Source organism: Enterovibrio sp. QJM3NY_24, assembly GCF_057786035.1.
The window spans coordinates 779799-805548 of record NZ_CM173519.1 but is presented as its reverse complement, the minus strand read 5'-3'; the positions used below and the strand labels follow the sequence as shown (position 1 = coordinate 805548).

Below are 25750 nucleotides of genomic sequence, written 5' to 3'. Positions count from 1 at the left end.
TTCTACAACCTTACGCGGAAAAATGGTCCCAACCAGAGAGAGACCAATCAACTTTTTTTCCCTCCCACATGACGTTCAAACCTTCGCCATGACGGATCTGACCAATACAGGTAATTGGTGTGTTGGTATGGGCAAGTGCCGCATCCAACGCGCCACGATGACTCTCAGGCACAGTAAAGCAAAGTTCGTATTCTTCGCCGCTGCATAATGCCAACTTCGCGGCGACCTCACGACTGCCTGCATACTGTAACAGTTCGTCAGATAACGGCAATTGATCAGCATTGACCACGGCAGAGACATCGCTGGCTTTGAGAATGTGCTTAAGATCAGCAATCAGTCCATCGGAAATATCCAGCGCTGAAGAGGCTATATCACGAAGTGATTGTCCCGCTAACACTCTGGGTGTCGAATAGTAGTGGCGATGCAGTAGCGTGTTTTCTATGTCATTTGAAGGGGTGTTATCACGCAAGATAACATCTAGCCCAGCCGCGCTATCACCTAGCGTTCCGGTGACATACAACCAATCACCTGCGCTTGCACCATGGCGACAAATTGCTTTGCCTGATGGGATAAAGCCTTGCAGCGTAATGGTAATGCTCAGTGGGCCTTTGGTGGTGTCTCCACCAATAAGCTGGACGTGATAATATTCTGCGAGTTTGTAAAAACCGTCACAAAAGCTTTTGAGCCATACTTCGTCTGATGAAGGCATCGTGAGTGCCAAAGAACACCATGCAGGTATTGCGCCCATCGCAGCGAGATCACTCAGATTCGCAGCTAACGCTTTGTGCGCCACTTTCATAGGGTCAGCATCAAGGAGAAAGTGATTGCCAGCCACCAGCGTGTCTGTCGTCACCACGAGCTGACTGCTTTCTGGCATGGTCATCACCGCAGCATCATCACCAATGCCCAGCACAACGTCTTTTCTTGAGACAGGCTGTGCTTTGAAGTAACGGTTTATTAGATCGAATTCGTTACCAGCCATCATTCCTTTCCAAGCAAACGAGAATAAGAAAAAGGCCAGCGAGGCTGGCCTTGTCATTACTTTTTAATTATTTCTTTCGCAGAGTCGGTACTGCTTTATCCAGCACCCCGTTCACGAATTTGTGGCTGTCTTCGGCGCCGAAACGCTTCGCCAACTCAATCGCTTCGTTGATAACCACTTTGTAAGGAACATCTTGGCGCTTGCACAGTTCATACATAGCAAGACGCAGCAGTGCGTGCTCCATCTCATCCAGATCTTGGATCGGGCGAGACAAGTACGGACGCATTTTGCTGTCCATTTCTTGGTAGTTCAAGACTACGCCCGAGAACAAATCACGGAAGTACTCAACGTCTGTGTCTGGTTGACGAAGACGTGGCTCATCAGCCTGGTGTTCTTCTTCTTCGTAGTTATCTGCCGCGAGAAACTGTGCTTCAATATCAGCAACGTTGCCTTTGGTCAATTGCCAAGAATAAATGGCTTGTAGTGCAAAATGACGCGCATTGCGTCGTGCGGCTGGTTTCACGATAACCCCCGTTAGGATTCGATTTGGGACAGGACATTTACCATTTCAAGCGCGCTCAGTGCAGCCTCTGCCCCTTTATTACCAGCCTTGGTACCCGCGCGTTCGATGGCTTGTTCGATGGTATCTACGGTTAGCACGCCGAAAGCAACTGGAGTATCAAACTCTAGTGCTACTTGTGCCAAACCTTTGTTACATTCTCCGGCCACATAGTCAAAATGTGGCGTACCGCCTCGGATCACAGATCCTAGCGCGATAATTGCGTCGTAACGACCGCTTTTTGCAACACGTTGCGCCACTAATGGCAGCTCGTAAGCACCAGGGCAACGTACTACAGTAATATTTTCTTCGCTAACTTGGCCCTGACGCTTCAGCGCATCAATAGCACCGTCCAGCAGACTTTCGTTAATGAAGCTGTTGAAACGAGATATAACGATAGCAACTTGAGCATTTGGTGCTGCGAATGCACCTTCGATTACCTTCATGGGCCTTCCTGTGACTTTTTTATCCGGATTAGAAACCGCGGGATTCTAACACACTTTTCTGCAAAGCATCCAGCGCTTATCCCTCTTGGCTCACGCCCTGCAAGGAGGAGGACAGGAGCGGGAGCAAGCGGATGAAATCTGTTTAACATGAACTAAAAAACGCAGCGGTTGCTGCGTTTTTCTCTGTACGTTTATTGGCAGTGTATAGCCAGCTTAGTCACAAACGTACTCTACCACTTTCAAGCCAAACCCTGATAATGCATGGTAGCGCTTGTTGGCCGAAGAAAGCAGGCGCATTTCGGTCACCCCTAAATCTGCCAAGATTTGCGAGCCCACACCGACACGACGACTGGTGCCTTGCCATTTTGCTGACGCTGGCTGGTCGCCGTTATCTTGCGCTTCAAAAGTACGTACTTTATTGATAATGGCGTCAGAGGTCGATTCTTTACCCAAGATCACCAAAACACCGCCATCGGCGTTAATACGTTTCATGGCATCAGTCAGTGACCAACTTCTTTCCGCTGAACGATCGGAATGGAGCAGATCAGTGAAGGTGTCTTGAAGATGTACACGCACCAAAGTTGGCTGATTAGACACTTCGCCTTTGAGCAGCGCGTAGTGTACTTGATTATCAATGGTGTCACGGTAAGTAATCAGGTCAAACTCACCATATTCCGTCGGCAATTTGCACTTTGCCACACGTTCAATGGTGGTTTCATTGTTATTTCGGTATTCAATCAGGTCCGCAATAGTGCCAAGCTTGATGCCATGCTTCTCACCAAACAGTTCTAAATCAGGACGACGCGCCATGGTGCCATCTTCATTAAGGATTTCGACGATAACTGCGGCTGGAGAGCACCCTGCCAAACGCGCCAAATCACAGCCAGCTTCAGTATGACCCGCACGGGTCAGCACGCCACCATCTTGCGCCATCAATGGGAAAATGTGCCCTGGTTGAACCAGGTCAGCCGCAACCGCATTAGGTGCAACAGCGGCATCGACGGTACGCGCTCGGTCGGCCGCAGAGATCCCCGTGGTGACGCCTTCCGCCGCTTCAATAGACACCGTAAAGGCCGTGGAAAACTGTGCATTGTTGTCGCTAACCATCAAGGGCAAGCCAAGACGCTGGCAGCGCTCTTTCGTCATGGTCAAACAAATCAACCCTCGGCCGTACATCGCCATAAAGTTAATCGCTTCCGGTGAGATTTTTTCGGCGGCGATAATCAGGTCGCCTTCGTTCTCACGATCTTCGTCATCCATTAAGATGACCATTTTTCCATGACGAATATCGTCAATGATTTCTGCAGCGCTACTGATCGGCATTGTTCTGTCCCTGTTACTGTCAGTGCACATCGGCACGGTATTATTTGTCTACGCGAGTTAGCCCTGAGAGCTAACGACGTTATTTATCTACGCGAGTTATCTAATAAAACCAGATTCAGCAAGTTTTGCCATGGTAAGCCCACCCGAACCTGCTTGTTGAGCGGCACGATCACCCATCATCAGGCGCTCTAAATAGCGTGCGATAACATCAACTTCAAGGTTAACCTGCTGCCCGACACGTAACACTTCAATGGTCGTTTCAAGCGCAGTGTGAGGCACAATGGTCAGCTTGAAGCGATTGCCATCGACATCATTAATGGTAAGACTAATACCATCAATGGTCACCGAGCCTTTTTCTGCCAAATATTTGGCAAGACTTGCTGGGGCTTCCAACCAAAATTCGATAGCACGGCCTGATTGCGTGCGAGATACCACGGATGCCAAGCCATCAACATGACCCGACACCATGTGACCGCCAAATCGCGTGGTAGGTAGCATGGCTTTTTCAAGGTTCACGACCTGACCCGCTTGATACGTCGTAAATGCGGTGCGCTGAAGCGTTTCCATCGAGAGGTCAGCAACATAGCCATTACCCGTTAATTGCACGACGGTCAGGCAAACCCCATTGGTCGCGATACTGTCACCCAATTTCACATCCGATAAATCCAGATTGCCGCTTTCTACGGTCAGTGAAATGTCTTTGCCTTTTGGTGTGATTTTTCCGATGCGACCAACCGCTTCGATAATTCCTGTAAACATACGATTCTTTACTGCTTTTTCATACGAAGACGCACGTCATTACCAATTTGGCAAACATGCTTCAATTCAAAAGAGGGCACTTGATCCATCGCGGTCAAACCGCCGAAGTTCGCCAGTGCGCGACCATCTTGCCCAATCAGTTTAGGTGCTTGATAGAGAATAAGCTCATCGACAAGGCCCGCGTTGAGCAGGCTACCCGCCAATGTAGCACCCGCTTCCACCCAAAGATGATTAATCCCTTTTGCGGCAAGCGCTCGCAATGCGACATTCAAATCCAGCCCATGTTCATCTTTGGGAACACAAATCACATCAACATTTTCATGCGGATACGACACGTCAGTCGACGCCGTCAAAATAATGATCTCACCCTCAAGGGTGAACAAATGCGCGTCCGGTTTAATCTTGCCATGCGTATCGAGAATAACGCGTACAGGTTGACGCAACGAACCGAGATCATAGTCAGCTTGAATGCCCTTCGGCAGTTGCGCCCAACGAACATTCAGGGAAGGATTGTCATCCAGTACTGTCTGACTAGTCGAAAGCACAGCACCTGATTGTGCGCGAAAAACCTGCACATCGGCTCGCGCTTCGGGTCCGGTGATCCATTGGCTCTTGCCGTTTGACAATGCCGTTCGACCGTCAAGGCTCGCCGCCAGCTTTAGCTGTACATACGGCAATCCTGTTTTCATCATCTTGATGAAACCCGCATTCAGCGCTTCAGCTTGCATTTGCATCAAACCAACATCGACTTGAATGCCAGCGTCTCGCATGCGCTGAACACCACGCTCTGCGACTTTCGGATTGGGGTCAACCATGGCGCAAACCACTCGGCTGACACCAGCAGCAATTAATGCGTCGGCACATGGCGGCGTTCTGCCATGGTGCGAGCAGGGCTCCAGCGTGACATAGGCTGTCGCGCCTTTTGCTTTTTCACCTGCGCTGCGCAAAGCATGCACTTCAGCGTGCGGCTCGCCAGCGCGAAAATGAAAGCCGTCACCAACAATGTCATCATCTTGCGTGATCACACAGCCAACATTGGGGTTCGGTGCAGTGGTAAAGATGCCGCGTTTCGCCAAATCAATGGCGCGCAACATCATGTCTGAATCAAAAATAGAAAACATGTGATCGCTTACTTTTCCAGACGAGCAATTTCTTCGCCGAAGTCTCTGATGTCTTCAAAGCTATGGTACACAGACGCAAAACGGATATAAGCCACTTTATCGAGCTCTTTCAGCGCCTCCATAACCAAATTTCCTACCATGGTTGACGACACTTCGCGTTCACCGGTGGCTCGAATCGTGGATTTTATGGTGTTGATGGCCTTTTCGATATCGTCCGTGCTGACAGGACGTTTTTCAAGTGCTCGCTGAATACCACCGCGCAGCTTATCTTCGTCAAAAGGTTCTCTATTGCCATTGGTTTTGATGATACGCGGCATCACCAGTTCTGCTGTTTCAAACGTCGTATAACGTTCGCTACACGCCAAACACTGACGACGGCGACGCACCTGATGGCCGTCTGCGACCAATCGTGAATCAATGACTTTGGTGTCATTCGCACCACAAAATGGACAGTGCATCTCGCCTCCTCAAACAATTAACCAACAGTGTACCCGATTTAATCGCAAGGGTAAGCGGTGTTAAAGGAATTTCGGGCACAAAAAAAGCACCCGAAGGTGCTTTTTCAATCAGTCATAACTTACGCGTAAACAGGAAGGCGTTTGCAGATTTCCAACACTTTCGCTTTTGTCGCTTCAATCACTTGCTGATCGTTGATGTTATCCAACACATCACACATCCAGTTTGCCAATTCTTTAGCATCACTTTCTGTAAAGCCACGACGCGTGATCGCAGGCGTACCAACACGGATACCAGAAGTCACAAACGGGCTACGTGGGTCGTTAGGCACACTGTTTTTGTTCACAGTAATGTTCGCAGCACCCAAAGCAGCGTCGGCTTCTTTACCGGTGATGTCTTTGTCAATGAGGTCAACCAATAGCAGGTGGTTTTCAGTGCTGTTAGAGACGATTTTATAACCGCGCTCTTGGAACTGACCAACCATGGCTTTTGCATTAGCAACAACACGATGTTGATACGCTTTGAACTCAGGCTCCATCGCTTCTTTGAATGCGACCGCTTTTGCTGCGATAACATGCATCAATGGGCCACCCTGACCACCAGGGAATACTGCTGAGTTCAGCTTCTTGTACATGTCTTCGCCTGCGTTAGACAGGATAAGACCGCCGCGAGGACCGGCCAACGTTTTGTGCGTGGTGGTGGTCACAACATGTGCGTGTGGGATGGGTGTTGGGTAGGCGTCAGCTGCGATCAAACCTGCAACGTGTGCCATATCAACAAACAGGTAAGCACCCGCCTTGTCCGCGATTTCACGCATACGCGCCCAATCTACGATTTGTGAGTAAGCAGAAAAACCACCGATGATCATCTTAGGTTTGTGCTCAAGCGCCAGCGCTTCCATTTCGTCGTAGTTGATTTGACCCGCTTCGTCGATACCGTAAGGGATCACATTGTAGTGCTTACCAGAGAAGTTTACTGGTGAACCGTGAGTCAAGTGACCGCCGTGTGCCAAGCTCATGCCCAGAACCGTATCGCCTGGGTTCAGCAGAGCCATGTACACAGCGCTGTTTGCTTGAGAACCCGAGTGTGGCTGTACGTTTGCGTATTCTGCGCCAAACAACTCACAAGCACGATCAATCGCCAATGCTTCTGCTTTGTCTACATATTCACAACCGCCGTAGTAACGCTTGCCTGGGTAGCCTTCTGCGTACTTGTTGGTTAGCTGGGAACCCTGCGCTTCCATAACACGAGGACTGGTGTAGTTTTCTGACGCGATGAGCTCAATGTGCTCTTCCTGACGTGCTGTCTCTTCTTGGATCGCGGTAAATAGTTCCGGATCGTAATCAGCAATATTCATGTCACGCTTTAGCATCTGTATCTCCTGACTCAGATTGTTCCCTAGGCTAACGAATGTAACCAAGCTGACCGAATGACTCGTTGAAACAAAGCATCAGGTCAACCTGGTTAATACCTCACAATGGATAGATGACTGTCAATTCAACAACGTCAGTATCCGCGTAGACGCAAACGTTTTCGTCATGACCATCCTATCGCTGCGATTCTACAAAATTTGTTGCGCAACAGGTAGTAGCAATCACATTTTTTTTGTATCAACAAACATGGTCATTTTTCATTCTAGTCATGAATTGAATTCATTTTGACCAAAACAACCGTGTGTAAACCTTTGATCTTTACACTGCGTAACAAGGCGCTGACACTTGTGAAGCGCCAAATTTGCCCGCCCTCTTTTCTACGTATTGCATAGTCTTTAAGATGCCCTGCTTTTTGATTTATTTTGCATGTCGTTGCGTCATTTTCGCATTCATTCACGACACGTGAATTAGCCGTTTTCTAAGGAGTTGAAACGTTGATCCCACAGCCCAAACATACCACCATTGAAGATATGATCGCCATTTTGTCTGGCACTTTTCTTGTCGCCCAAGGTGTGTACTTTCTTCAGCAAGCAGGGCTACTCACAGGTGGAACAACAGGTCTTGCCCTGCTTGTTACGCAATTCGTCGATCTGTCTTTTGGTACGCTGTACTTTTTATTCAACATCCCTTTTTACATCATGGGCTGGCGACGATTTGGCACTCAATTCGCCTTACGCAGTGTGTTCGCGGGCGGTATGGTCTCGCTGATTGTTGATCATATCTCTCATGTATTTACCATCGGCTGGCTGTCACCGCTCTATTGCGGCTTGATTGGTGGGCTATTGATGGGTGTCGGCATGCTGATGATCTTTCGTCACAATGCGAGCTTGGGCGGGTTCAATGTTCTGGCGCTTATTTGTCAGGATAAATTCGGCATTCGTGCCGGTAATGTACAAATGGCCATTGATCTCGGCATTCTATTAGCATCATTCTTCTTTGTTTCGCCGTGGCTGCTGGCCTGTTCGGTGCTGGGCGCGGTTGTGCTGAACCTTGTGCTCACCATGAACCACAGGCCTGATCGCTACGTCGTGTGCTATTGACTGAACGGCCTCAAATAGGCCTAGAATAGAAAAGACCGCCAAGCTGGCGGTCTTTTTGTTTGTCTCGCGAGCATTGCGCTAACGCGCAAAGGTACAGAAGTACAGAAGTACAGAAGTACAGAAGTAGATTAAATCGCTTCTTCGTCTTCTTCACCGGTACGGATACGCACCACGCGCTCCACTTCAGTGACAAAGATTTTACCGTCGCCAATCTTGCCCGTTTGTGCGGTTTCAACAATGGTGTCGACGCACCGATCTGCTGCATCATCCGATACAACGATTTCTAATTTCACTTTTGGCAGAAAATCCACCATGTATTCAGCACCACGATACAGCTCAGTGTGGCCTTTTTGACGACCAAAACCTTTTACTTCCGAGACGGTCATACCCGTGATGCCGACTTCCGCCAATGCTTCACGTACATCGTCCAGTTTGAACGGTTTAATAATCGCTTCAATTTTTTTCATTTCGCATTCCCTTTAAATACCCGCTTTAAGCGTTAGCCAAGCGTTAGCGCCAATGTATTAATTGTAACCCCACTGCGAAGGCTTCGCGCAGCTTTCACAAAAAAATGAGTGGGTTAAACCAGTGATTTCTTCCATTGTGTGGTTTTGGCTTCTTCACAAGCAAATGGCGGTTGATAACCAGAATGGGCTAACAATGCCTGCATTGGCTTACGACCAATCACAGCGCCACAGTCCACTTTTAATTCATGAGTCACGGTCGCGGCGTACGCTTCTAATGCATTCAACAGCGCCTTACCAATACCCTGAAGGCGAGAAGCCTCGTCCACTTCAAGAAGCGTAATAGTCGCATCACTTACCATGATGCCGTTGTGGCGCTTTTCATGCTGTAACACGGCCACAGCAACAGGCACACCGTCTTTCTCTGCCACCAGCATGGGTAACTCCAAGTCGTTTGACGGAACCACCAATGACAACAAAGAAGGAAAACGGGCTTGAAGGGTGTCAGGGGCTTGCCCTGTCGGAATTAGCGTTAAGTTGATTGCACTATCCATTGCTCTTCTCTCCATGTTTTGCCGAAACACTTTACCCTCTCGCCAATACTGGACGCAATCAGATAAAAAAGCCGCCACCCGAAGGTAGCGGCTTGTGTCACAAGTTTTGCATATTTTGCTCGTTGGATACTGCTAACCCAAAGTCACACGTGCGTTGCGGAACATACGCATCCATGCACTGTCTTCACCCCAGTTGTCTGGGTGCCAAGAGTTAGCGACGGTACGGAACACTCGCTCTGGGTGAGGCATCATGATCGTTACACGACCGTCAGTGGTGGTTAACCCTGTGATACCGTTTGGCGAACCATTCGGGTTTGATGGGTAGCTTTCCGTCACTTTACCGAAGTTATCCAAATAACGCAGTGCAATGGTGCCTGATTGCTCAATAGCAGCAAGATGCTGGGCATCACGCACTTCCACACGACCTTCACCGTGAGAAACGGCAATCGGCATACGAGAACCGGCCATGCCACCAAGGAACAAAGATGGGTTTTCCTGCACTTCTACCAGACTGAATCGCGCTTCAAAGCGCTCAGATTCGTTGCGAACAAAACGTGGCCACAAATCCGCACCTGGGATCAGCTCATGCAAGTTAGACAGCATCTGACAACCATTACATACGCCCAGCGAGAAAGAATCACCGCGTTGGAAGAAGCGCGCGAATTGGTCGCGTGCATCATCGTTGAACAAAATCGACTTCGCCCAACCTTCACCCGCGCCCAGCACGTCACCGTACGAGAAACCGCCACAGGCAACCAGTCCGTTAAAGCCGTCCAATGACACCTTGCCGCCAAGAATATCGCTCATGTGAACGTCTTTGGCATCAAAACCTGCACGGTCAAACGCGGCGGCCATTTCGACATGAGAGTTAACGCCTTGCTCACGTAAAATCGCCATTTGAGGACGTGCGCCTGTCGCAATAAACGGCGCGGCAATGTCTTCTTTCACATCAAACGTCAGTGCCGCAGACAAACCTGGGTCGGTCACGTCTTTCTTGGCATCAAATTCTTGTTGTGCGCACGTTGGGTTGTCACGCATTGCTTGCATCTGGTACGTAGTTTCCGCCCATACAGCGCGAAGTTCCGTACGATTTTGTTCTAGCAACAGTGCATCACCGTTCCAAATACGCACCGTATCGTCTTCGATAACCGTACCAATAACGTGAGTGCAATTTTCCAAACCATGCGCAGACAGCGTTGAAAGCACGGAATCTAATTCATCCGTGCGGACTTGAACGACTGCGCCCAACTCTTCGTTGAACAATGCAGCCAGTTCGTCATCACACTCTTCATTGGCAGACAAGGTATTGATGTCTACTTCCACGCCGGTGTGGCCCGCAAACGCCATCTCCGTCAAGGTGACATACAAGCCACCATCACCGCGATCATGGTAAGCCAACAGCTTCTCGTCACGCACCAAAGATTGCATGGCAAGGAAGAAGCCTTTTAGCAGCTCCGGGCTATCAACGTCAGCAGGCTTGTCACCCAGTTGTTTGTAAACTTGCGCCAGTGCCGTAGCACCAAGGCGGTTTTGACCCTGACCAAGATCAACCAGCACCAGTGCACTGTCACCTTTATCTGTGCGGAGCTGTGGCGTCACCGTTTTACGCACATCGTTCACACGGCCAAAGGCTGTGATCACCAGTGACAATGGAGAGGTATTTTCTTTCTGCTCACCATCTTGTTCCCAACGGGTCTTCATCGACATGGAGTCTTTACCGACTGGAATCGTCAAATCAAGCGCGGGACACAGCTCTTCACCAATCGCTTTCACGGCTTCATAAAGACCCGCGTCTTCGCCCGGGTGACCTGCTGCAGCCATCCAGTTTGCAGACAGATTAATGCGTTTCAAATCGCCAATATCCGCACACGCGATATTGGTCAGCGCTTCCGCGACCGCCAAGCGTGCAGAAGCGGCGAAATCAAGCAAGGCCACTGGCGTACGCTCACCCATCGACATGGCTTCACCATGGTAGGTGTCGTAACTTGCTGCCGTGACAGCACAGTTCGCCACAGGTACCTGCCATGGGCCAACCATCTGGTCACGTGCAACCAAACCTGTGACCGTGCGATCACCAATGGTGATCAGGAAGGTTTTCTCTGCAACCGAAGGCAAGCGCAGTACGCGCTGTGACGCTTCTTCGACAGAGATGCCTGCACGTTCAATCGCTTTGCCTTCCACTTTTTGTGTTTGCACGTCACGGTGCATTTTAGGGGGTTTGCCCAGCAACACATCCAACGGCATATCAATTGGCGTATTATCGAAATGGCTGTCTTCCAGCTCAAGATGACGCGCTTCGGTGGCTTCACCGACAACCGCATATGGCGCACGTTCACGCTGACAAATCGCATCAAATACGCCCATGTTTTCTGGCGCTATCGCCATCACATAACGTTCTTGTGATTCGTTACACCAAATTTCTAACGGGCTCATGCCCGGCTCGTCGTTTGGCACGTTACGCAATTGGAATTTACCACCACGCTCGCCATCATCCACAAGCTCAGGCAAGGCATTAGAAATACCGCCCGCACCCACATCATGGATAAACGCAATTGGGTTGTCGTCACCCAACTGCCAACAACGGTCAATCACTTCCTGACAACGACGTTCCATTTCTGGGTTTTCACGCTGCACAGAAGCAAAATCCAGATCTTCCGCTGACTGGCCAGAGGCCATTGAAGACGCTGCACCACCACCCAAACCAATGTTCATGGCGGGGCCACCAAGTACAATAAGCTTGGCGCCGACTGGAATTTCTTTTTTCTGAACATGCCCATCGCGAATGTTACCCATACCACCGGCAATCATGATCGGCTTGTGGTAACCACGGACTTCTTCACCGTTGTGCGAGGTGACTTTTTCTTCGTAGGTGCGGAAATAGCCCAATAGGTTAGGACGACCAAATTCGTTGTTAAATGCCGCGCCACCTAATGGGCCTTCTAGCATAATGTCCAACGCATTCACGATACGGCTAGGCTTGCCGAAATCTGTTTCCCAAGGTTGTTCAAAACCTGGGATACGCAAGTTGGACACGGAGAAACCGACCAAGCCTGCTTTTGGCTTACCACCGATACCAGTAGCGCCTTCATCGCGAATTTCACCACCTGACCCCGTCGCTGCGCCAGGCCAAGGTGAAATAGCGGTTGGGTGGTTATGTGTTTCCACCTTCATCAGAATATGTGTCGCTTCCTGATGGTAATCATACTGACGTGATTCAGGGTTCGGGAAAAAACGTCCTACGCTTGAGCCTTCCATAACAGCAGCGTTATCTTTGTACGCAGATAACACATAGTCGTTGTTATGCTCGTAGGTGTTCTTGATCATCTTGAACAGGCTCTTGTCCTGATCCACACCGTCAATAGTCCAATCAGCATTGAATATTTTATGGCGACAATGCTCTGAGTTTGCCTGAGCAAACATCATCAGTTCGATATCGTTAGGGTTGCGACCCAGCTTGGTAAAGCTTTCCACCAAATAATCGATTTCATCGTCAGCCAAAGCAAGACCCAACTCCACGTTGGCCACTTCCAAGGCTTCACGACCCGCAGAAAGGATATCTACCGCTTTCATCGGTGCTGGCGTTGCTGCTGCAAAGAGTGCTGACGCCGCATCCATATCAGCAAATACCACTTCCATCATTCGGTCATGGAGCAAACAGGCCAACACTTTATGTTGGTCAACAGACAATTCAGATGCCAATTCAACATAATAGGCCGTGCCACGCTCAAGGCGTTTAATCGCATTTAGACCGCAGTTGTGCGCGATGTCAGTCGCTTTTGAAGACCAAGGAGAAATCGTGCCAGGACGAGGGGTTACAAGAATAAGGGTGCCCGTAGGCGCGTGCTCAGCAATCGTTGGCCCATAAGTGAGCAGACGATTCAGCTTTTGCTTCTCATCGGCACTCAAGGGAGTACTGATATCAGCAAAGTGGATATACTCGGCATAGAGGCCAGTCACAGGCAAGTCATTCGCCTGACAGCTTTCTATCAGTTTATTGACTCGGAATTCGGACAGAGCGGGGGAACCACGCAAAATTTCCATGTGCGTACGTCTCTCGGTTAGCGGTGAATTAAAGTGATATTGGCCTAACCCCATGAGTTTTATGTCGTAACATAAATGGGAAAGCTACGTCGATATCACTTCTGTTCTTGCTGCTAGGGTATCTCCTAGTGTTCGGGGCGCTATTATAGGGTAAAAATGTGGGCGACGTAACACTTGACGCAACCGTTTGCGCAACTTTTTTTCCTCGACGATGACTGTCATTATTCTGCGTCTAAACTAAGGTACCCATCCAGCTTCACTTTATGCGGGATGCCACCTTTGATATAACAGTCGGTAATCAATAAAGAGTGAGCATAACTTTTTGAACGCGAATGCTATAAAACGAATCTATCAACTGCTTGTTGGCACAATGTTAGTGCTGTTTCTTTCCGGTTGTGAATGGAAATACGATGACAGAACTGAACTAGAAAAAATTCGTGACAGTGGCGTACTTCGCGTAGGGACACTGAACAACCAACTTTCCTATTACATTGGCCCAGACGGCCCAACAGGGCTCGACTTAGAACTTGCCTCGCAATTCGCACAAAGTCTTGGTGTGAAACTGGAAATGCAGCCTGCTTACACCCTTTCAGGTCTCTTTCCAGCGTTAGAGCGTGGCGACGTCGATATCATTGCTGCTGGACTAACGATTACCAAAGATCGCCTTGACCATTTTCGCCCAGGTCCTGCTTACTATTATGTCAGCCAGCAATTGGTCTACAAAAAAGGTCACTGGCGTCCGCGAAACCTGTCAGAGTTGAACAAAGATGGTGCACGCATTGCCGTGGTTGAAGATTCCAGTCATGCCTTGACACTGCAAGCCATACAACGTGAATTTCCAGAAATGATCTGGGAAAGTGTTAAAGACACCGATGACGACGAATTGCTGAAACAAGTGGCTGATGGCCAATTGGACTTCACCATTGCTGATTCCGTCGACATTGCGTTAATTCAGCGCATTCACCCCGCTATTACTGTTGCATTGGAGCTGACAGAAGACGAACCCGTCGCTTGGTTCATGAAGAAATCACAAGATGACAGCGTTTACGCTTTGATGATTGAGTTCTTCGGCAAAAAAACACAAAGCGGTGAATTAGCAGCGCTCGAAGAAAAGTACTTTGGCCATGTCGACAGTTTTGATTACGTCGATACTCGCGCCTTTTTGCGCGCTATTGACAGTAAACTGCCGAAGTGGGAGCCGCTATTTAAAAAATACGCGGATCAGTTTGATTGGCGAATGCTGGCTGCACTGTCCTATCAAGAATCACACTGGAATCCACGCGCTGTTTCACCCACCGGTGTTCGCGGCATGATGATGCTGACGTTACCCACGGCAAAATCAGTCGGTGTGAAAAACCGTCTTGATCCGGAGCAAAGCATTCGTGGCGGCGCTGAATATCTCTATAAAATGCTGCAACGAGTACCTGACAGCGTCAACGAAAATGAAAAAATCTGGTATGCACTGGCATCCTATAACATCGGATTTGGCCACATGATGGATGCGCGTCGATTGACAAAAGCACAAGGCGGCAACCCTGATTCATGGGCTGATGTGAAACAGCGCTTACCATTGCTTGCTAAACGCCAGTACCACAAACAAACGCGTTATGGTTACGCCCGAGGTTATGAAGCCTTGAGTTACGTTGAAAACATTCGCCGTTATTATCAAAGTATTGTTGGCTATGAGCAGGATAAAGCGCAGGCAATTGGTGCAGATCTTACGGATAATCTTGATGGATTGCAGACGATCAATATTGAGACTTCGCCCGATGAGGTGGAAGCATTAACACAAACCGATGTGATTGAGCCTGTCTCAGAAGAGAGCCCAGCAAAAGAAGCCAATGACAAATAGGGGCTCCCTCTTGTCATAGTGTGTTCACAATGGCAGGTTATAACCTAGGTGTCAGAGACAACAAAAACGCAGCACTGGCTGCGTTTTTGTCTAAATAGGAACTGAAACTATGTTTGCTAACAAACGAAAAACGCAGTCCACTTTTGCACGTAACTCAAGCTCAGCATCAAACCGACGTAAGCGCATGCGCAACGTTAACCTGAAAAAAGTATTGTGGCGTCAACGCACCTTTGCCATTCGAGAATTTGCCATGATGGACGAGAGTTTCTAATTCGGCAAAGTGTCGCTTACTCTGGGTCTTGCGCTGAGTCGTTAATGCGCTTACGTGCATCTCTGTCGGCTTTTTTCTCCGCGCGACGACGACGGAAAAAGGCTTGTAACTGCGCCCGACACTCCTCTTCCATCACCCCACCTTGATAAGCAACATGGTGGTTAACACCGTCGTAGCTCAGTAAGTTCATCACACTTCCCGCCGCGCCTGTTTTGTAATCCGGCGCACCATACACGACCCTTCCAACGCGACTATGCACCATCGCACTCGCACACATTGGGCACGGTTCTAAGGTCACATACAACACAGCGTCTAGCAGTCTGTAGTTTTGTAGCACCTTACCCGCTTGACGAAGAGCCATCATTTCAGCATGCGCCGTGGCATCATGTTGACCGATAAGACGGTTCCACCCCTCACCAATCACTTCGCCGTTAAGTACCACGAGTGCACCAACTGGCACCTCACCTTCGGCTTCCGCTTTGGCAGCTAATGTCATCGCATGCTGCATAAATTGCTGATCTAATTCGTTTTGAGTCACTGTGCTATCTGCCTGAGGATGTTGCAGCGCGCAGTATATCATTCTGTGTAGCGGTTGATCTCGCTCCGTTTGCTAAACCGTCAGCCAAAAAATCCACCAGCAATTTCACCCGTAATGATTGCAAGCGACGATGAGGAAACAACGCCCATATCCCCTCTTCCATATCTTGATACGCATTCAGCACGCGAACCAACTCGCCCGATGCCAACGCTTCATCAATGTAATAATCAGGCAATTGAACCAGTCCCATCCCGCGCTTGGCGGCATCAACCAAGCCCACACCACTGTTGCAACGCAGGCTGCCCTTGACGCGCACCGTGCACTCTTTGCCACTCTCACGAAAACGCCAGTAATCATGCTGTCCACGTAGGCAATTAAAATGCGGTAGTTCCGACAAGGTATGAGGTGTGCCAAATTTAGAGAGAAATTCTGGCGCACCACAGACAATTAATTTTCGGGTTGCGAGACGCTTACATACCATGGAGGAATCCGTCAGTCGCCCCAATCGCAGTGCAAAGTCACAGCCAGAGTCAATCAAATCAAGCGGCGTATTGGTCAGGTCGATATCAACATGGATTTCAGGGTACCTGTCCATAAAATCGAGGATCAACGGCATGACCACCTTTTCCCCGTAAGTGACAGGCGCGGTCAGTTTAATATGACCATTAGGGGTTTCTTGCAATTGTGTCACGGCACTTTCCGCTTCTTTTAGCGCATCAGCGACCATACGACAGTGCTGGTAATAGACATCACCTTCTTCAGTCGTCGACACTCGGCGAGTCGTTCGATAGAACAATCGCGTATTTAGCCTTTCTTCCAGCATGGCGACTTGCCGGCTTACGTGTGCCGTCGAAATACCCAGCCTTTTTGCCGCCTTGGTAAAACTTGCTGTTTCAACCACTGCCAGAAATTCAGAAACACCCTGCCAATTCGCCATTGTTACACACCAGTAAAAGTTAATTGCTAGGATTATGGATTATCAATACCAACGAAACAATTAGACTAGATAATGAAAGTGGGGTTGTCACACATTTGGACACATGATCCCTTCAAATTTGACCTACGGTTAGTCGAGAAGGACTGATCACATGCATAGAGGACAGAGTCAATGGCGGAACAATTTATTAAATCTCGCGCAGCAGTCGCTTGGGAAGCAGGCAAACCGCTAAGCATAGAAGAAGTTGATGTCATGCTACCTAAAGCCGGTGAGGTATTGGTACGTATCGTTGCAACAGGCGTATGCCACACAGACGCATTCACTCTGTCAGGCGATGATCCAGAAGGTATTTTCCCTGCGATCCTGGGACATGAAGGTGGCGGTATCGTCGAGCAAATCGGCGAAGGCGTAACCAGTGTTAAGGTTGGTGATCATGTGATCCCGCTTTACACGCCAGAATGTGGCGAATGTAAATTCTGCCTATCCGGTAAAACCAACCTGTGTCAGAAAATTCGCGAAACCCAGGGCAAAGGACTAATGCCAGACGGTACCACGCGTTTTTACAAAGATGGCCAGCCGATTTACCACTATATGGGTTGTTCAACGTTTTCTGAGTACACCGTGTTACCCGAAATCTCACTAGCAAAAGTGAACAAAGACGCCCCTCTCGAAGAAGTCTGCTTGTTAGGCTGTGGCGTAACAACAGGTATGGGCGCGGTACTTAACACAGCGAAAGTACAAAAAGGCGATACCGTTGCTATCTTCGGCCTGGGTGGTATTGGCCTATCTGCCATCATCGGCGCTGCGATGGCGGGCGCTAGCCGCATCATTGGTATCGACTTGAACGAAAGCAAGTTCGAACTGGCAACCAAGCTAGGCGCAACAGATTGCATCAACCCAAGTAAGTTCGATCGGCCAATCCAAGATGTGATCGTGGAAATGACCGACGGTGGCGTCGATTTCTCGTTCGAATGTATTGGTAACGTCAACGTGATGCGTTCAGCCCTCGAGTGCTGTCACAAAGGTTGGGGCGAGTCGGTGATCATCGGCGTGGCAGGCGCAGGCCAAGAAATTTCAACACGCCCATTCCAATTGGTGACAGGCCGCGTATGGCGTGGCTCTGCATTCGGTGGCGTTAAAGGCCGTTCAGAACTGCCTGAAATTGTTGATCGCTACCTCGCTGGCGAGTTCAAGCTTGATGACTTCATTACCCATACCATGGGCTTGGAAGGCGTTAACGAGGCGTTTGACCTGATGCACGAAGGTAAGAGTATTCGTTCTGTCATCCACTTCGACAAGTAGCCCTTTACGGTGACAACAACGTGGGCGCACTCATGGTGCGCCCACACTGGAGCCCAACATGAGTCTTGAAAATACCAGCAGCAATCGCAGCTTTGGCGGTTGGCACAAGCAATACACACACACTTCTCGCACTGTGCACTGCAACATGCGATTCGCCATCTATCTTCCGCCGCAAGCTTCTGAATCAAACAAAGTGCCAGTGCTCTATTGGCTATCAGGCTTAACCTGCTCAGATGAAAACTTCATGCAAAAAGCGGGCGCGCACAAGTTGGCGGCAGAATTAGGCATCGCGATTGTCACCGCTGACACCAGCCCGCGTGGCGACAATATTCCTGATGATCCCGATGGCGCGTATGATTTTGGCGTCGGCGCTGGGTTTTATTTAAACGCTACCGAAGCACCGTGGAATCGTTATTACTACATGTACGATTACGTGGTGAAAGAACTGCCTGCGGTGATTGAAGGCCATTTCCCTGTCAGCGACGTGAAAGCTATCTCAGGCCACAGTATGGGCGGACATGGGGCACTAACCATTGCACTGAAAAACAGTGATGCCTATCGCTCGGTATCTGCATTCAGCCCTATCGTTAATCCATCAGTCGTGCCTTGGGGACAGAAAGCCTTTACCAATTATTTAGGTGACGATACGTCGACGTGGCTGGAATATGATGCATGCGCTCTGATCAAAACAGCGGAGAAACACGTGCCAATGTTGGTTGACCAAGGGGATGGCGATCAGTTTTTGCATGATCAGTTAAAACCGGGTCATCTGCTGCAAGCAGCCGAAGAAGCGGGTTACCCGTTAGAGCTTCGCATGCAGGAAGGTTATGACCACAGCTATTACTTTATTGCCAGTTTCATTGATGATCATCTTCGCTTTCACGCACAGCACCTCAAAGGCTGAATATCTAGCTAGCATTTAAAAACAAAAAACCGGCCGAGGCCGGTTTTTTTATCTGACGGGGCAACTAACGGTATTCATTAGAAGCCCAGTGGAATGTTGAAGTTAACCAACACCATCAACATTGCGGTCTATTCCCTGACGAAAACTGCCGCATATAACGTCATACCAATCAGAAAAAGCGAAGTCGCTTATTGCTCACTCGGCTACAACTGATAGGTGTACGGTGCTTGAATACCCAATGGAATACCCAATGCCCAGTATGCCAGCAAGAAAAGACTCCAGCCGATCAACATAGCAATCGAGTAAGGCATCATCATTGAAGCCAAGGTACCAATACCAGTGTTCTTCACGTAACGCTGACAGTAAACCACCACTAATGGGAAGAAGACCATCAACGGAGAAATGATGTTAGAGACAGAGTCACCGACACGATAACCTGCTTGTGAAAGCTCAGGGGAAATACCCAATGCCATCAACATCGGCACAAGGATTGGACCAATCAACGCCCACTTCGCAGAAGCAGAACCAATCAACAAGTTCACACACGCCGTCAGTAAGATCATGCCAATAATTGTCATTTGACCTGGCATGTTAAGTGCTTTTAGAAGCTCTGCGCCTTCTAACGCCAACAATGTACCAATGTTTGATTGGCTGAATGCGGCAAGGAACTGCGCACAGAAGAATGACATGACCAAGTAGCTACCCATGGTAGACATGGTCTGGCTCATTGCCACAATGATATCGCCTTGCTTCTTGAACGTCCCTGCTACGCGGCCATATACCACACCAGGAATGACGAAAAGAATAAAGATCAGCGGTACAATTGACTTCATCAACGGCGCAGAGAATGCAGTTAACTCGCCTTCTGGTGAACGCAGTGCTGATGTTTCAGGAATAAGCGCAAAAATTAGCAACGCAATACCCGCCAGCATTGCAAAGCTTGCGCGATTGAACGCCTTGCTTTCAATGTCGGTGAAGCTACCCAGATCAGGGGCTTTCTCGGCATCGTCATCAATAGGCAATTTGCTTAGACGCGGCTCGATGATTTTTTCAGTCACATACCAACCGATTGCCACGATCAAAATCGAAGATAAGCCGGTGAAGTAAATGTTTGCCAGTGGGTTTACCAAGTAATCTTTATCAAGTACTTGCGCCGCTGATTGAGTAAAGCCAGCAAGAAGCGGGTCGATACCAGAAGGAATGAAGTTCGCAGAGAAACCGCCTGATACACCAGCAAATGCCGCCGCAATACCCACAAGAGGATGGCGACCTGCCGCGTGGAAGATGATGCCACCCAGCGGGATAACCAGAACGTAGCCCGCATCTGCTGCGGTGTGCGAAACGATAGCCACCAAGATCAATGCTGGCGTCAGCAATTTCTTCGGTGTCACGTTCAGCATTTTCTTCAGGCCGGTGGTGATAAAACCTGAAGCATCCGCAACACCAACACCCAACATCGCCACCAGCACGATACCCATAGGGGCAAAGCTAGTGAAGGTGGTGACCATGTTAGCGAGGAAGTTAGCTAGCGCAGTGCCAGTCAACAAGTTATTAATTTCTACAGTCTGGCCGGAGATTGGGTGTATCAGGCCAAAATCAACCTGAGAAAGAACGGCAGACAGACCCCATACGATTAATAACCCGTAAAAGAACAGTAATGCTGGATCAGGGATTTTGTTCCCTGCTTTCTCAATCCCATTGAGAAACTTGTCCATTGCGCTCATCGGCGCGTCTGGAATGTTGTCCATAGCATGGTTACTCATGTAAAGCTCCATGGTTAATTGTGTGTGTTTGCATCGTGTATTCTGAATCTTTCGATTCAGACGACGTCATCATTATTCAGCAGCATAAAATACATACTTAATTCTTTTTTGGCAGGGGTAAATATCAATTTAACTCACAAAAAAAGAAGATTGATTCAATATTCACACAACAAATAAACACAATGGATACAAGGTGAATCCTGAGCGGCAACAATTCCAAAGAAATCGTTACTTCAGAACGAAAGAAAGAGTATTAGGCAAGGTTAGGGCACGCAGCGTCACGGTATTGAGAGCGCATGACAGAAAGTTAGACACAAAAAAGGCACGCAATGCGTGCCTTTCGTCTTTCTCTTTCATCTTTTAATCAGAGAGGAATTATTCCCACTCGATCGTTGCAGGTGGCTTACCAGAAATGTCATAAACCACACGGCTGATGCCGTCGACTTCATTGATGATACGGTTTGATACCTTACCCAAGAAATCGTAAGGCAGGTGTGCCCAATGCGCGGTCATGAAATCGATGGTTTCAACAGCACGCAGAGAAACAACCCAATCGTATTTACGGCCATCGCCCATTACGCCCACTGAGCGCACTGGTAGGAATACCGTGAAGGCTTGAGACACTTTGTTATACAAGTCTGCGTTATGCAATTCCTCAATGAAGATAGCATCAGCACGACGTAGCAAATCACAGTACTCTTTTTTCACTTCACCCAACACGCGAACACCAAGGCCTGGACCTGGGAACGGGTGGCGGTAAAGCATGTTGTAAGGCAGGCCAAGCTCAAGACCAATCTTACGCACTTCATCCTTGAACAGCTCTTTAAGCGGCTCAACCAATCCCATTTCCATGTCGTCTGGCAGACCGCCAACGTTATGGTGAGATTTGATCACGTGTGCTTTACCCGTCTTCGATGCGGCAGATTCGATCACGTCAGGGTAGATAGTGCCTTGCGCCAACCACTTCGCGTTGTCCAACTTCTTCGATTCTTCATCGAATACATCAATAAACACGTGGCCAATTTTCTTACGCTTAGCTTCTGGATCAGCAATGCCTTCAAGTGCAGAAAGGAAGCGTTGCTCCGCTTTCACATGAACGATGTTCAATCCGAAATGATCGCCAAACATGTCCATAACTTGCTCGCCTTCATTAAGACGTAGCAGACCATTATCAACAAATACGCACGTTAACTTGTCACCGATCGCGCGGTGAATAAGCATAGCAACAACAGAAGAATCCACACCGCCTGACAGGCCTAGGATCACTTCGTCATCACCCACTTGCTCTTTGATGCTTTCAATGGCGTTTTCAATGATCGATGCTGACGTCCAAAGACGCTCACAACCACAAATGTCGAGAACGAAACGCTCAAGCATGCGGTGACCTTGACGAGTATGTGTCACTTCTGGGTGGAATTGCACACCATAGAAACGCTTCTCTTCATTGGCCATTGCCGCGAATGGGCAAGTATCGGTTGACGCCACTTTCACGAAGTCAGCTGGGATCTCGACCACTTTGTCACCGTGGCTCATCCATACATCAAGAATGCCTAAGCCTTCTTCGTTGATAGAATCTTCGATACCTTCAAACAGGCTACCCGCATTGTCGAGAGTGACTTTTGCGTAGCCGAATTCGCGTTCCGTTGATCCTGAAACTTTACCGCCAAGTTGCGCGGACATGGTTTGCATGCCGTAGCACACACCCAAAACAGGCACACCAGCGGTGAACACATATTCCGGTGCACGAGGAGAACCCGCTTCCGTCACACTTTCAGGGCCACCAGAAAGGATGATGCCATCTGGGTTGAAGTCACGAATATCCTGCTCATCGACGTCCCAGCCCCACAATTCGCAATACACACCGATTTCACGGATACGACGCGCAATAAGCTGCGTGTACTGTGAGCCGAAGTCGAGGATCAGAATACGTTGGTCGTGAATATTTTTAGTCATTTCAGCTTGTCTCAAAATGTCAGCGATTCAAGGGGCAACGCCCCTTGGTATTTGTAAAAAAAGATTACTGCCCAGTACGGTAGTTTGGCGCTTCTTTCGTGATCGTCACATCATGTGCGTGCGATTCAGTCATGCCTGCACCTGTGATGCGAACGAATTCTGCTTTTGTGCGCAGAGCATCAACCGTTGCAGAACCCGTTAGGCCCATGCACGAGCGCAAACCACCCATTTGCTGGTGAATAATTTCTTTCAGACGGCCTTTGTAAGCCACGCGGCCTTCAATGCCTTCAGGTACAAGCTTGTCGGCAGCGTTATCTGTCTGGAAGTAGCGGTCAGATGACCCTTTAGACATGGCACCCAATGAACCCATGCCACGGTAAGACTTGTAAGAGCGGCCTTGATACAGCTCAACTTCACCCGGAGACTCTTCAGTACCCGCTAGCATTGAGCCAACCATTACACACGATGCGCCAGCGACAATCGCCTTACACATGTCACCAGAGAAACGAATACCGCCGTCAGCAACGACAGGGATGCCGTATTGGTCAGCCACTTCAACTGCGTCAGAAATCGCAGTTATTTGTGGCACACCCACACCGGTCACGATGCGCGTAGTACAAATTGAACCCGGGCCGATACCGACTTTTACTGCGTTGACGCCCGCTTCGATCAGCGCTTTTGCACCAGAACCGGTTGCGACGTTACCGCCAATGATTTGCAGATCAGGGAATGCCGCACGTGTTTCACGAATACGCTGAAGAACACCTTCAGAATGACCGTGAGAAGAATCGATAAGCAACACGTCAACACCGGCTTCAACCAGTGCCGCAACGCGTTCTTCGTTGCCAGCACCCGCGCCAACAGCTGCACCTACACGTAGACGGCCTTTTTCGTCTTTACACGCGTTGGGTTTGCGTTCTGCTTTTTGGAAATCTTTTGCTGTGATCATACCGCTGAGATGGTGGTCATCATTCACAACCAACACTTTCTCAACACGGAATTGTTGCATCAGCTTTTGCACTTCTTCAGGGCTTGCGCCTTCTTTCACTGTTGCCAGACGATCTTTTGGTGTCATCACATCAGCCACTTTCAGGCTAAGGTCGATAACAAAGCGAACATCACGGCCAGTAATGATACCAACAAGCTCATTGCTCTCAGTCACCACAGGGAAACCTGCAAAGCCATTACGCTCAGTCAGCATTTTCACATCTGCAATGGTTTGATTTGGGGTAACAGTGACTGGGTTGGAGACCACACCTGCTTCGAAAATTTTCACCAAGCGAACTTGTTCTGCTTGTTGTTCGATAGTCATGTTTTTGTGGATGAATCCGATACCGCCTTCTTGAGCTAACGCAATCGCGAGACGGGCTTCTGTCACTGTGTCCATCGCCGCTGAGATCAGAGGGATATTCAGAGAAATAGTTTTCGTCAGTTGAGTACGTAAGTCGGCAGTGTTTGGAAGAACTGTGGAATGTGCTGGGACCAGCAATACATCATCAAAAGTTAGTGCTTCTTTAGCTATTCGTAACATTGCAATATCTCACGCCAAAAGTAAATACGGGGGACTAAATATTGCCGCAGCATTATACTGATGACGCAAACGTTTGGCTATAGATTTTAACGAAAACGTTTGGCATTCATTTTTTGCCCCAGTACCATGACGAAAACCCGCTGATATTTAAGGCTAACTGGTGATGACAAGCCCTAACGAAAACATTTTCACCGTCTCTCGTTTGAACGCCGAAGTTCGTCTTCTACTCGAGAACGAAATGGGCATCGTCTGGCTGGTTGGCGAAGTATCAAATCTTACTGTTCCTGTGTCTGGCCACTGGTATTTCACCCTCAAAGACAGCCGTGCTCAGGTGAAATGTGCCATGTTCAAAGGCAACAATCGCCGTGTGACCTTTAAGCCAGCCAACGGCAATCAAGTACTGGTTCGCGCCAGATTGTCCTTGTATGAACCGCGCGGCGACTACCAAATCATTGTTGAAAGCATGCAGCCGGAAGGAGATGGCATGCTTCAGCAGCAATTTGAGAAGCTGAAAATGCAACTGGCGGCGGAAGGTCTGTTTGCAGCCAGTACCAAAAAAACATTACCCGAACAGCCAAGACGCGTCGGGATCATCACCTCAAAAACTGGCGCTGCCCTTCACGATATTTTACATGTATTAAAGCGCCGGGACCCAAGTCTGCCCGTGGTGATATACCCTACTCAAGTTCAGGGAAAAGACGCGGCGATCCAAATAGCGCAAGCGATTGGCCGAGCCAACAGTCGTGACGAGTGTGATGTGCTTATTGTGGGACGCGGTGGCGGTTCGTTAGAGGACTTATGGTGTTTCAACGAAGAAATAGTGGCGCGCACCATTGCTGCAAGCAGCATTCCTATTGTCAGTGCCGTGGGTCATGAGGTCGATGTAACCATCGCCGACTTTGTTGCGGACATGCGCGCACCCACGCCTTCTGCTGCGGCTGAATTGGTGAGCAGAGATACCTCAGTACGAGCCCAACAGTTTTCGCAACGCAGCGATCGGCTGGCACATGTGTTCAGTCGACACCTATCACGTAGCCAGGAGCGCCTCACACGCCTGCAACACCGATTGGCAATGCAACACCCCCAAGCTCGTCTGCAACAGCAAGCACAGCAGTTTGACGAGCTCGAACGTCGTCTCTACCAATCCATGCGAACCAAACTGCAAACTGATGCGCAGCGCCTAGATAGAGCGAGTCAGCGTTTAGAGCGTTTCTCGCCAGCGAACCAACTGCCAGGACTCAGCACGCAATTAGGATACACACAGCAGCGTTTAACTGACGCCATGCACCGTCAGTTACGCCAACATCAGCATGAATTAGCCCTGAAAATGGAAACCTTGGACGCAGTCAGCCCGCTCGCCACACTGGCTCGAGGATATTCGATCACTCGAGGCAAGAATAACAAAGTGATCCGGTCTGACAGTGACGTGAAATCCGGCGATCAGATCACCACAGTATTATCGAGCGGCGAGATCCAATCCACAGTGATCTAGGATCGCGTCAAAGCACGTCTAGAACGGTG

General features: G+C 49.1%; 22 protein-coding genes. 6 read left to right on the top strand and 16 right to left on the bottom strand.

What is annotated here, in order from left to right:
• Window positions 1–10: 10 nt before the first annotated feature.
• The 8 genes from thiL to glyA form a co-directional block, all read right to left on the bottom strand.
• Complete coding sequence (gene thiL, locus AC3CIC_RS03430) at window positions 11–982, bottom strand: thiamine-phosphate kinase (protein WP_488515864.1); 972 nt, start codon at window positions 980–982, stop codon at window positions 11–13.
• Window positions 983–1049: 67 nt separating this feature from the next.
• A complete protein-coding gene (nusB, locus tag AC3CIC_RS03425; RefSeq protein WP_371732996.1) occupies window positions 1050–1523 on the bottom strand; it encodes a transcription antitermination factor NusB in 474 nt (157 codons plus the stop codon).
• The gene (gene ribH, locus AC3CIC_RS03420) at window positions 1517–1987 is read right to left on the bottom strand and encodes a 6,7-dimethyl-8-ribityllumazine synthase (RefSeq protein WP_016959723.1); all 471 of its coding nucleotides are present in this window, start codon (window positions 1985–1987) and stop codon (window positions 1517–1519) included. The genes nusB and ribH overlap by 7 nt, the downstream gene beginning before the upstream one ends.
• Window positions 1988–2200: 213 nt before the next feature.
• Entirely contained in the window at window positions 2201–3310 is a 1110-nt protein-coding gene (ribBA, locus tag AC3CIC_RS03415; RefSeq protein ID WP_488515360.1) for a bifunctional 3,4-dihydroxy-2-butanone-4-phosphate synthase/GTP cyclohydrolase II, read from the bottom strand.
• A 96-nt stretch (window positions 3311–3406) separates the two neighbouring features.
• Window positions 3407–4069: a riboflavin synthase gene (locus AC3CIC_RS03410; protein ID WP_488515359.1), complete on the bottom strand. Its 663-nt coding sequence runs from the start codon at window positions 4067–4069 to the stop codon at window positions 3407–3409.
• A gap of 8 nt (window positions 4070–4077) precedes the next feature.
• A complete protein-coding gene (gene ribD, locus AC3CIC_RS03405) occupies window positions 4078–5190 on the bottom strand; it encodes a bifunctional diaminohydroxyphosphoribosylaminopyrimidine deaminase/5-amino-6-(5-phosphoribosylamino)uracil reductase RibD (RefSeq protein WP_488515358.1) in 1113 nt (370 codons plus the stop codon).
• A gap of 8 nt (window positions 5191–5198) precedes the next feature.
• A complete protein-coding gene (gene nrdR / locus AC3CIC_RS03400; RefSeq protein WP_016959727.1) occupies window positions 5199–5648 on the bottom strand; it encodes a transcriptional regulator NrdR in 450 nt (149 codons plus the stop codon).
• A 119-nt stretch (window positions 5649–5767) separates the two neighbouring features.
• A complete protein-coding gene (gene glyA, locus AC3CIC_RS03395) occupies window positions 5768–7018 on the bottom strand; it encodes a serine hydroxymethyltransferase (RefSeq protein ID WP_017004674.1) in 1251 nt (416 codons plus the stop codon).
• Window positions 7019–7549: 531 nt separating this feature from the next.
• On the opposite strand from glyA, the gene AC3CIC_RS03390 reads away from it, so the two are divergent.
• Window positions 7550–8119 carry a DUF6198 family protein gene (locus tag AC3CIC_RS03390; protein ID WP_371732997.1) on the top strand — a complete coding sequence of 190 codons (570 nt, stop codon included), beginning with the start codon at window positions 7550–7552 and terminating at the stop codon, window positions 8117–8119.
• 128 nt (window positions 8120–8247) lie between these two features.
• Here the strand turns inward: AC3CIC_RS03390 and glnB are convergent, their stop codons facing one another.
• From glnB to purL, 3 genes are all read right to left on the bottom strand, one after another.
• On the bottom strand, window positions 8248–8586 hold the full coding sequence (gene glnB / locus AC3CIC_RS03385) for a nitrogen regulatory protein P-II (protein ID WP_016960918.1): 339 nt from the start codon (window positions 8584–8586) through the stop codon (window positions 8248–8250).
• 113 nt (window positions 8587–8699) lie between these two features.
• Complete coding sequence (locus AC3CIC_RS03380) at window positions 8700–9137, bottom strand: GNAT family N-acetyltransferase (protein ID WP_017004673.1); 438 nt, start codon at window positions 9135–9137, stop codon at window positions 8700–8702.
• A 132-nt stretch (window positions 9138–9269) separates the two neighbouring features.
• Window positions 9270–13178 (bottom strand): phosphoribosylformylglycinamidine synthase, encoded by a 3909-nt coding sequence (gene purL / locus AC3CIC_RS03375; RefSeq protein ID WP_488515357.1) that lies wholly within the window; start codon window positions 13176–13178, stop codon window positions 9270–9272.
• A 370-nt stretch (window positions 13179–13548) separates the two neighbouring features.
• Here purL and mltF point away from each other — a divergent pair, with 370 nt between their 5' ends.
• Together mltF and AC3CIC_RS03365 are read left to right on the top strand one after the other, a co-directional pair.
• Entirely contained in the window at window positions 13549–15030 is a 1482-nt protein-coding gene (gene mltF, locus AC3CIC_RS03370; protein WP_488515863.1) for a membrane-bound lytic murein transglycosylase MltF, read from the top strand.
• A 109-nt stretch (window positions 15031–15139) separates the two neighbouring features.
• The gene (locus tag AC3CIC_RS03365; RefSeq protein WP_016960914.1) at window positions 15140–15301 is read left to right on the top strand and encodes a hypothetical protein; all 162 of its coding nucleotides are present in this window, start codon (window positions 15140–15142) and stop codon (window positions 15299–15301) included.
• A 16-nt stretch (window positions 15302–15317) separates the two neighbouring features.
• Here AC3CIC_RS03365 and tadA read toward each other — a convergent pair whose 3' ends face one another.
• Both tadA and AC3CIC_RS03355 read right to left on the bottom strand, forming a co-directional pair.
• Complete coding sequence (gene tadA, locus AC3CIC_RS03360; protein ID WP_017005861.1) at window positions 15318–15839, bottom strand: tRNA adenosine(34) deaminase TadA; 522 nt, start codon at window positions 15837–15839, stop codon at window positions 15318–15320.
• 4 nt (window positions 15840–15843) lie between these two features.
• Window positions 15844–16776, bottom strand: a complete 933-nt coding sequence (locus AC3CIC_RS03355; RefSeq protein ID WP_017004670.1) for a LysR family transcriptional regulator — start codon at window positions 16774–16776, stop codon at window positions 15844–15846.
• A gap of 171 nt (window positions 16777–16947) precedes the next feature.
• Here AC3CIC_RS03355 and AC3CIC_RS03350 point away from each other — a divergent pair, with 171 nt between their 5' ends.
• Both AC3CIC_RS03350 and fghA read left to right on the top strand, forming a co-directional pair.
• Window positions 16948–18078: an S-(hydroxymethyl)glutathione dehydrogenase/class III alcohol dehydrogenase gene (locus tag AC3CIC_RS03350; RefSeq protein WP_371732954.1), complete on the top strand. Its 1131-nt coding sequence runs from the start codon at window positions 16948–16950 to the stop codon at window positions 18076–18078.
• Between the two features lie 58 nt (window positions 18079–18136).
• Entirely contained in the window at window positions 18137–18982 is an 846-nt protein-coding gene (gene fghA, locus AC3CIC_RS03345) for an S-formylglutathione hydrolase (RefSeq protein WP_016960910.1), read from the top strand.
• A gap of 203 nt (window positions 18983–19185) precedes the next feature.
• On the opposite strand, the gene AC3CIC_RS03340 is transcribed toward fghA, so the two are convergent.
• The 3 genes from AC3CIC_RS03340 to guaB all read right to left on the bottom strand — a co-directional run bounded on the left by AC3CIC_RS03340 (window position 19186) and on the right by guaB (window position 24229).
• The gene (locus AC3CIC_RS03340; RefSeq protein ID WP_488515356.1) at window positions 19186–20745 is read right to left on the bottom strand and encodes an AbgT family transporter; all 1560 of its coding nucleotides are present in this window, start codon (window positions 20743–20745) and stop codon (window positions 19186–19188) included.
• Between the two features lie 375 nt (window positions 20746–21120).
• The gene (gene guaA / locus AC3CIC_RS03335) at window positions 21121–22698 is read right to left on the bottom strand and encodes a glutamine-hydrolyzing GMP synthase (RefSeq protein WP_371732955.1); all 1578 of its coding nucleotides are present in this window, start codon (window positions 22696–22698) and stop codon (window positions 21121–21123) included.
• A gap of 64 nt (window positions 22699–22762) precedes the next feature.
• Window positions 22763–24229, bottom strand: coding sequence for an IMP dehydrogenase (gene guaB / locus AC3CIC_RS03330; RefSeq protein WP_016960907.1), 1467 nt, complete (start codon window positions 24227–24229; stop codon window positions 22763–22765).
• A 163-nt stretch (window positions 24230–24392) separates the two neighbouring features.
• Between guaB and xseA the strand changes: the two genes are divergently transcribed.
• Window positions 24393–25721: an exodeoxyribonuclease VII large subunit gene (gene xseA, locus AC3CIC_RS03325; RefSeq protein ID WP_016960906.1), complete on the top strand. Its 1329-nt coding sequence runs from the start codon at window positions 24393–24395 to the stop codon at window positions 25719–25721.
• The last annotated feature ends 29 nt before the right edge of the window (window positions 25722–25750 follow it).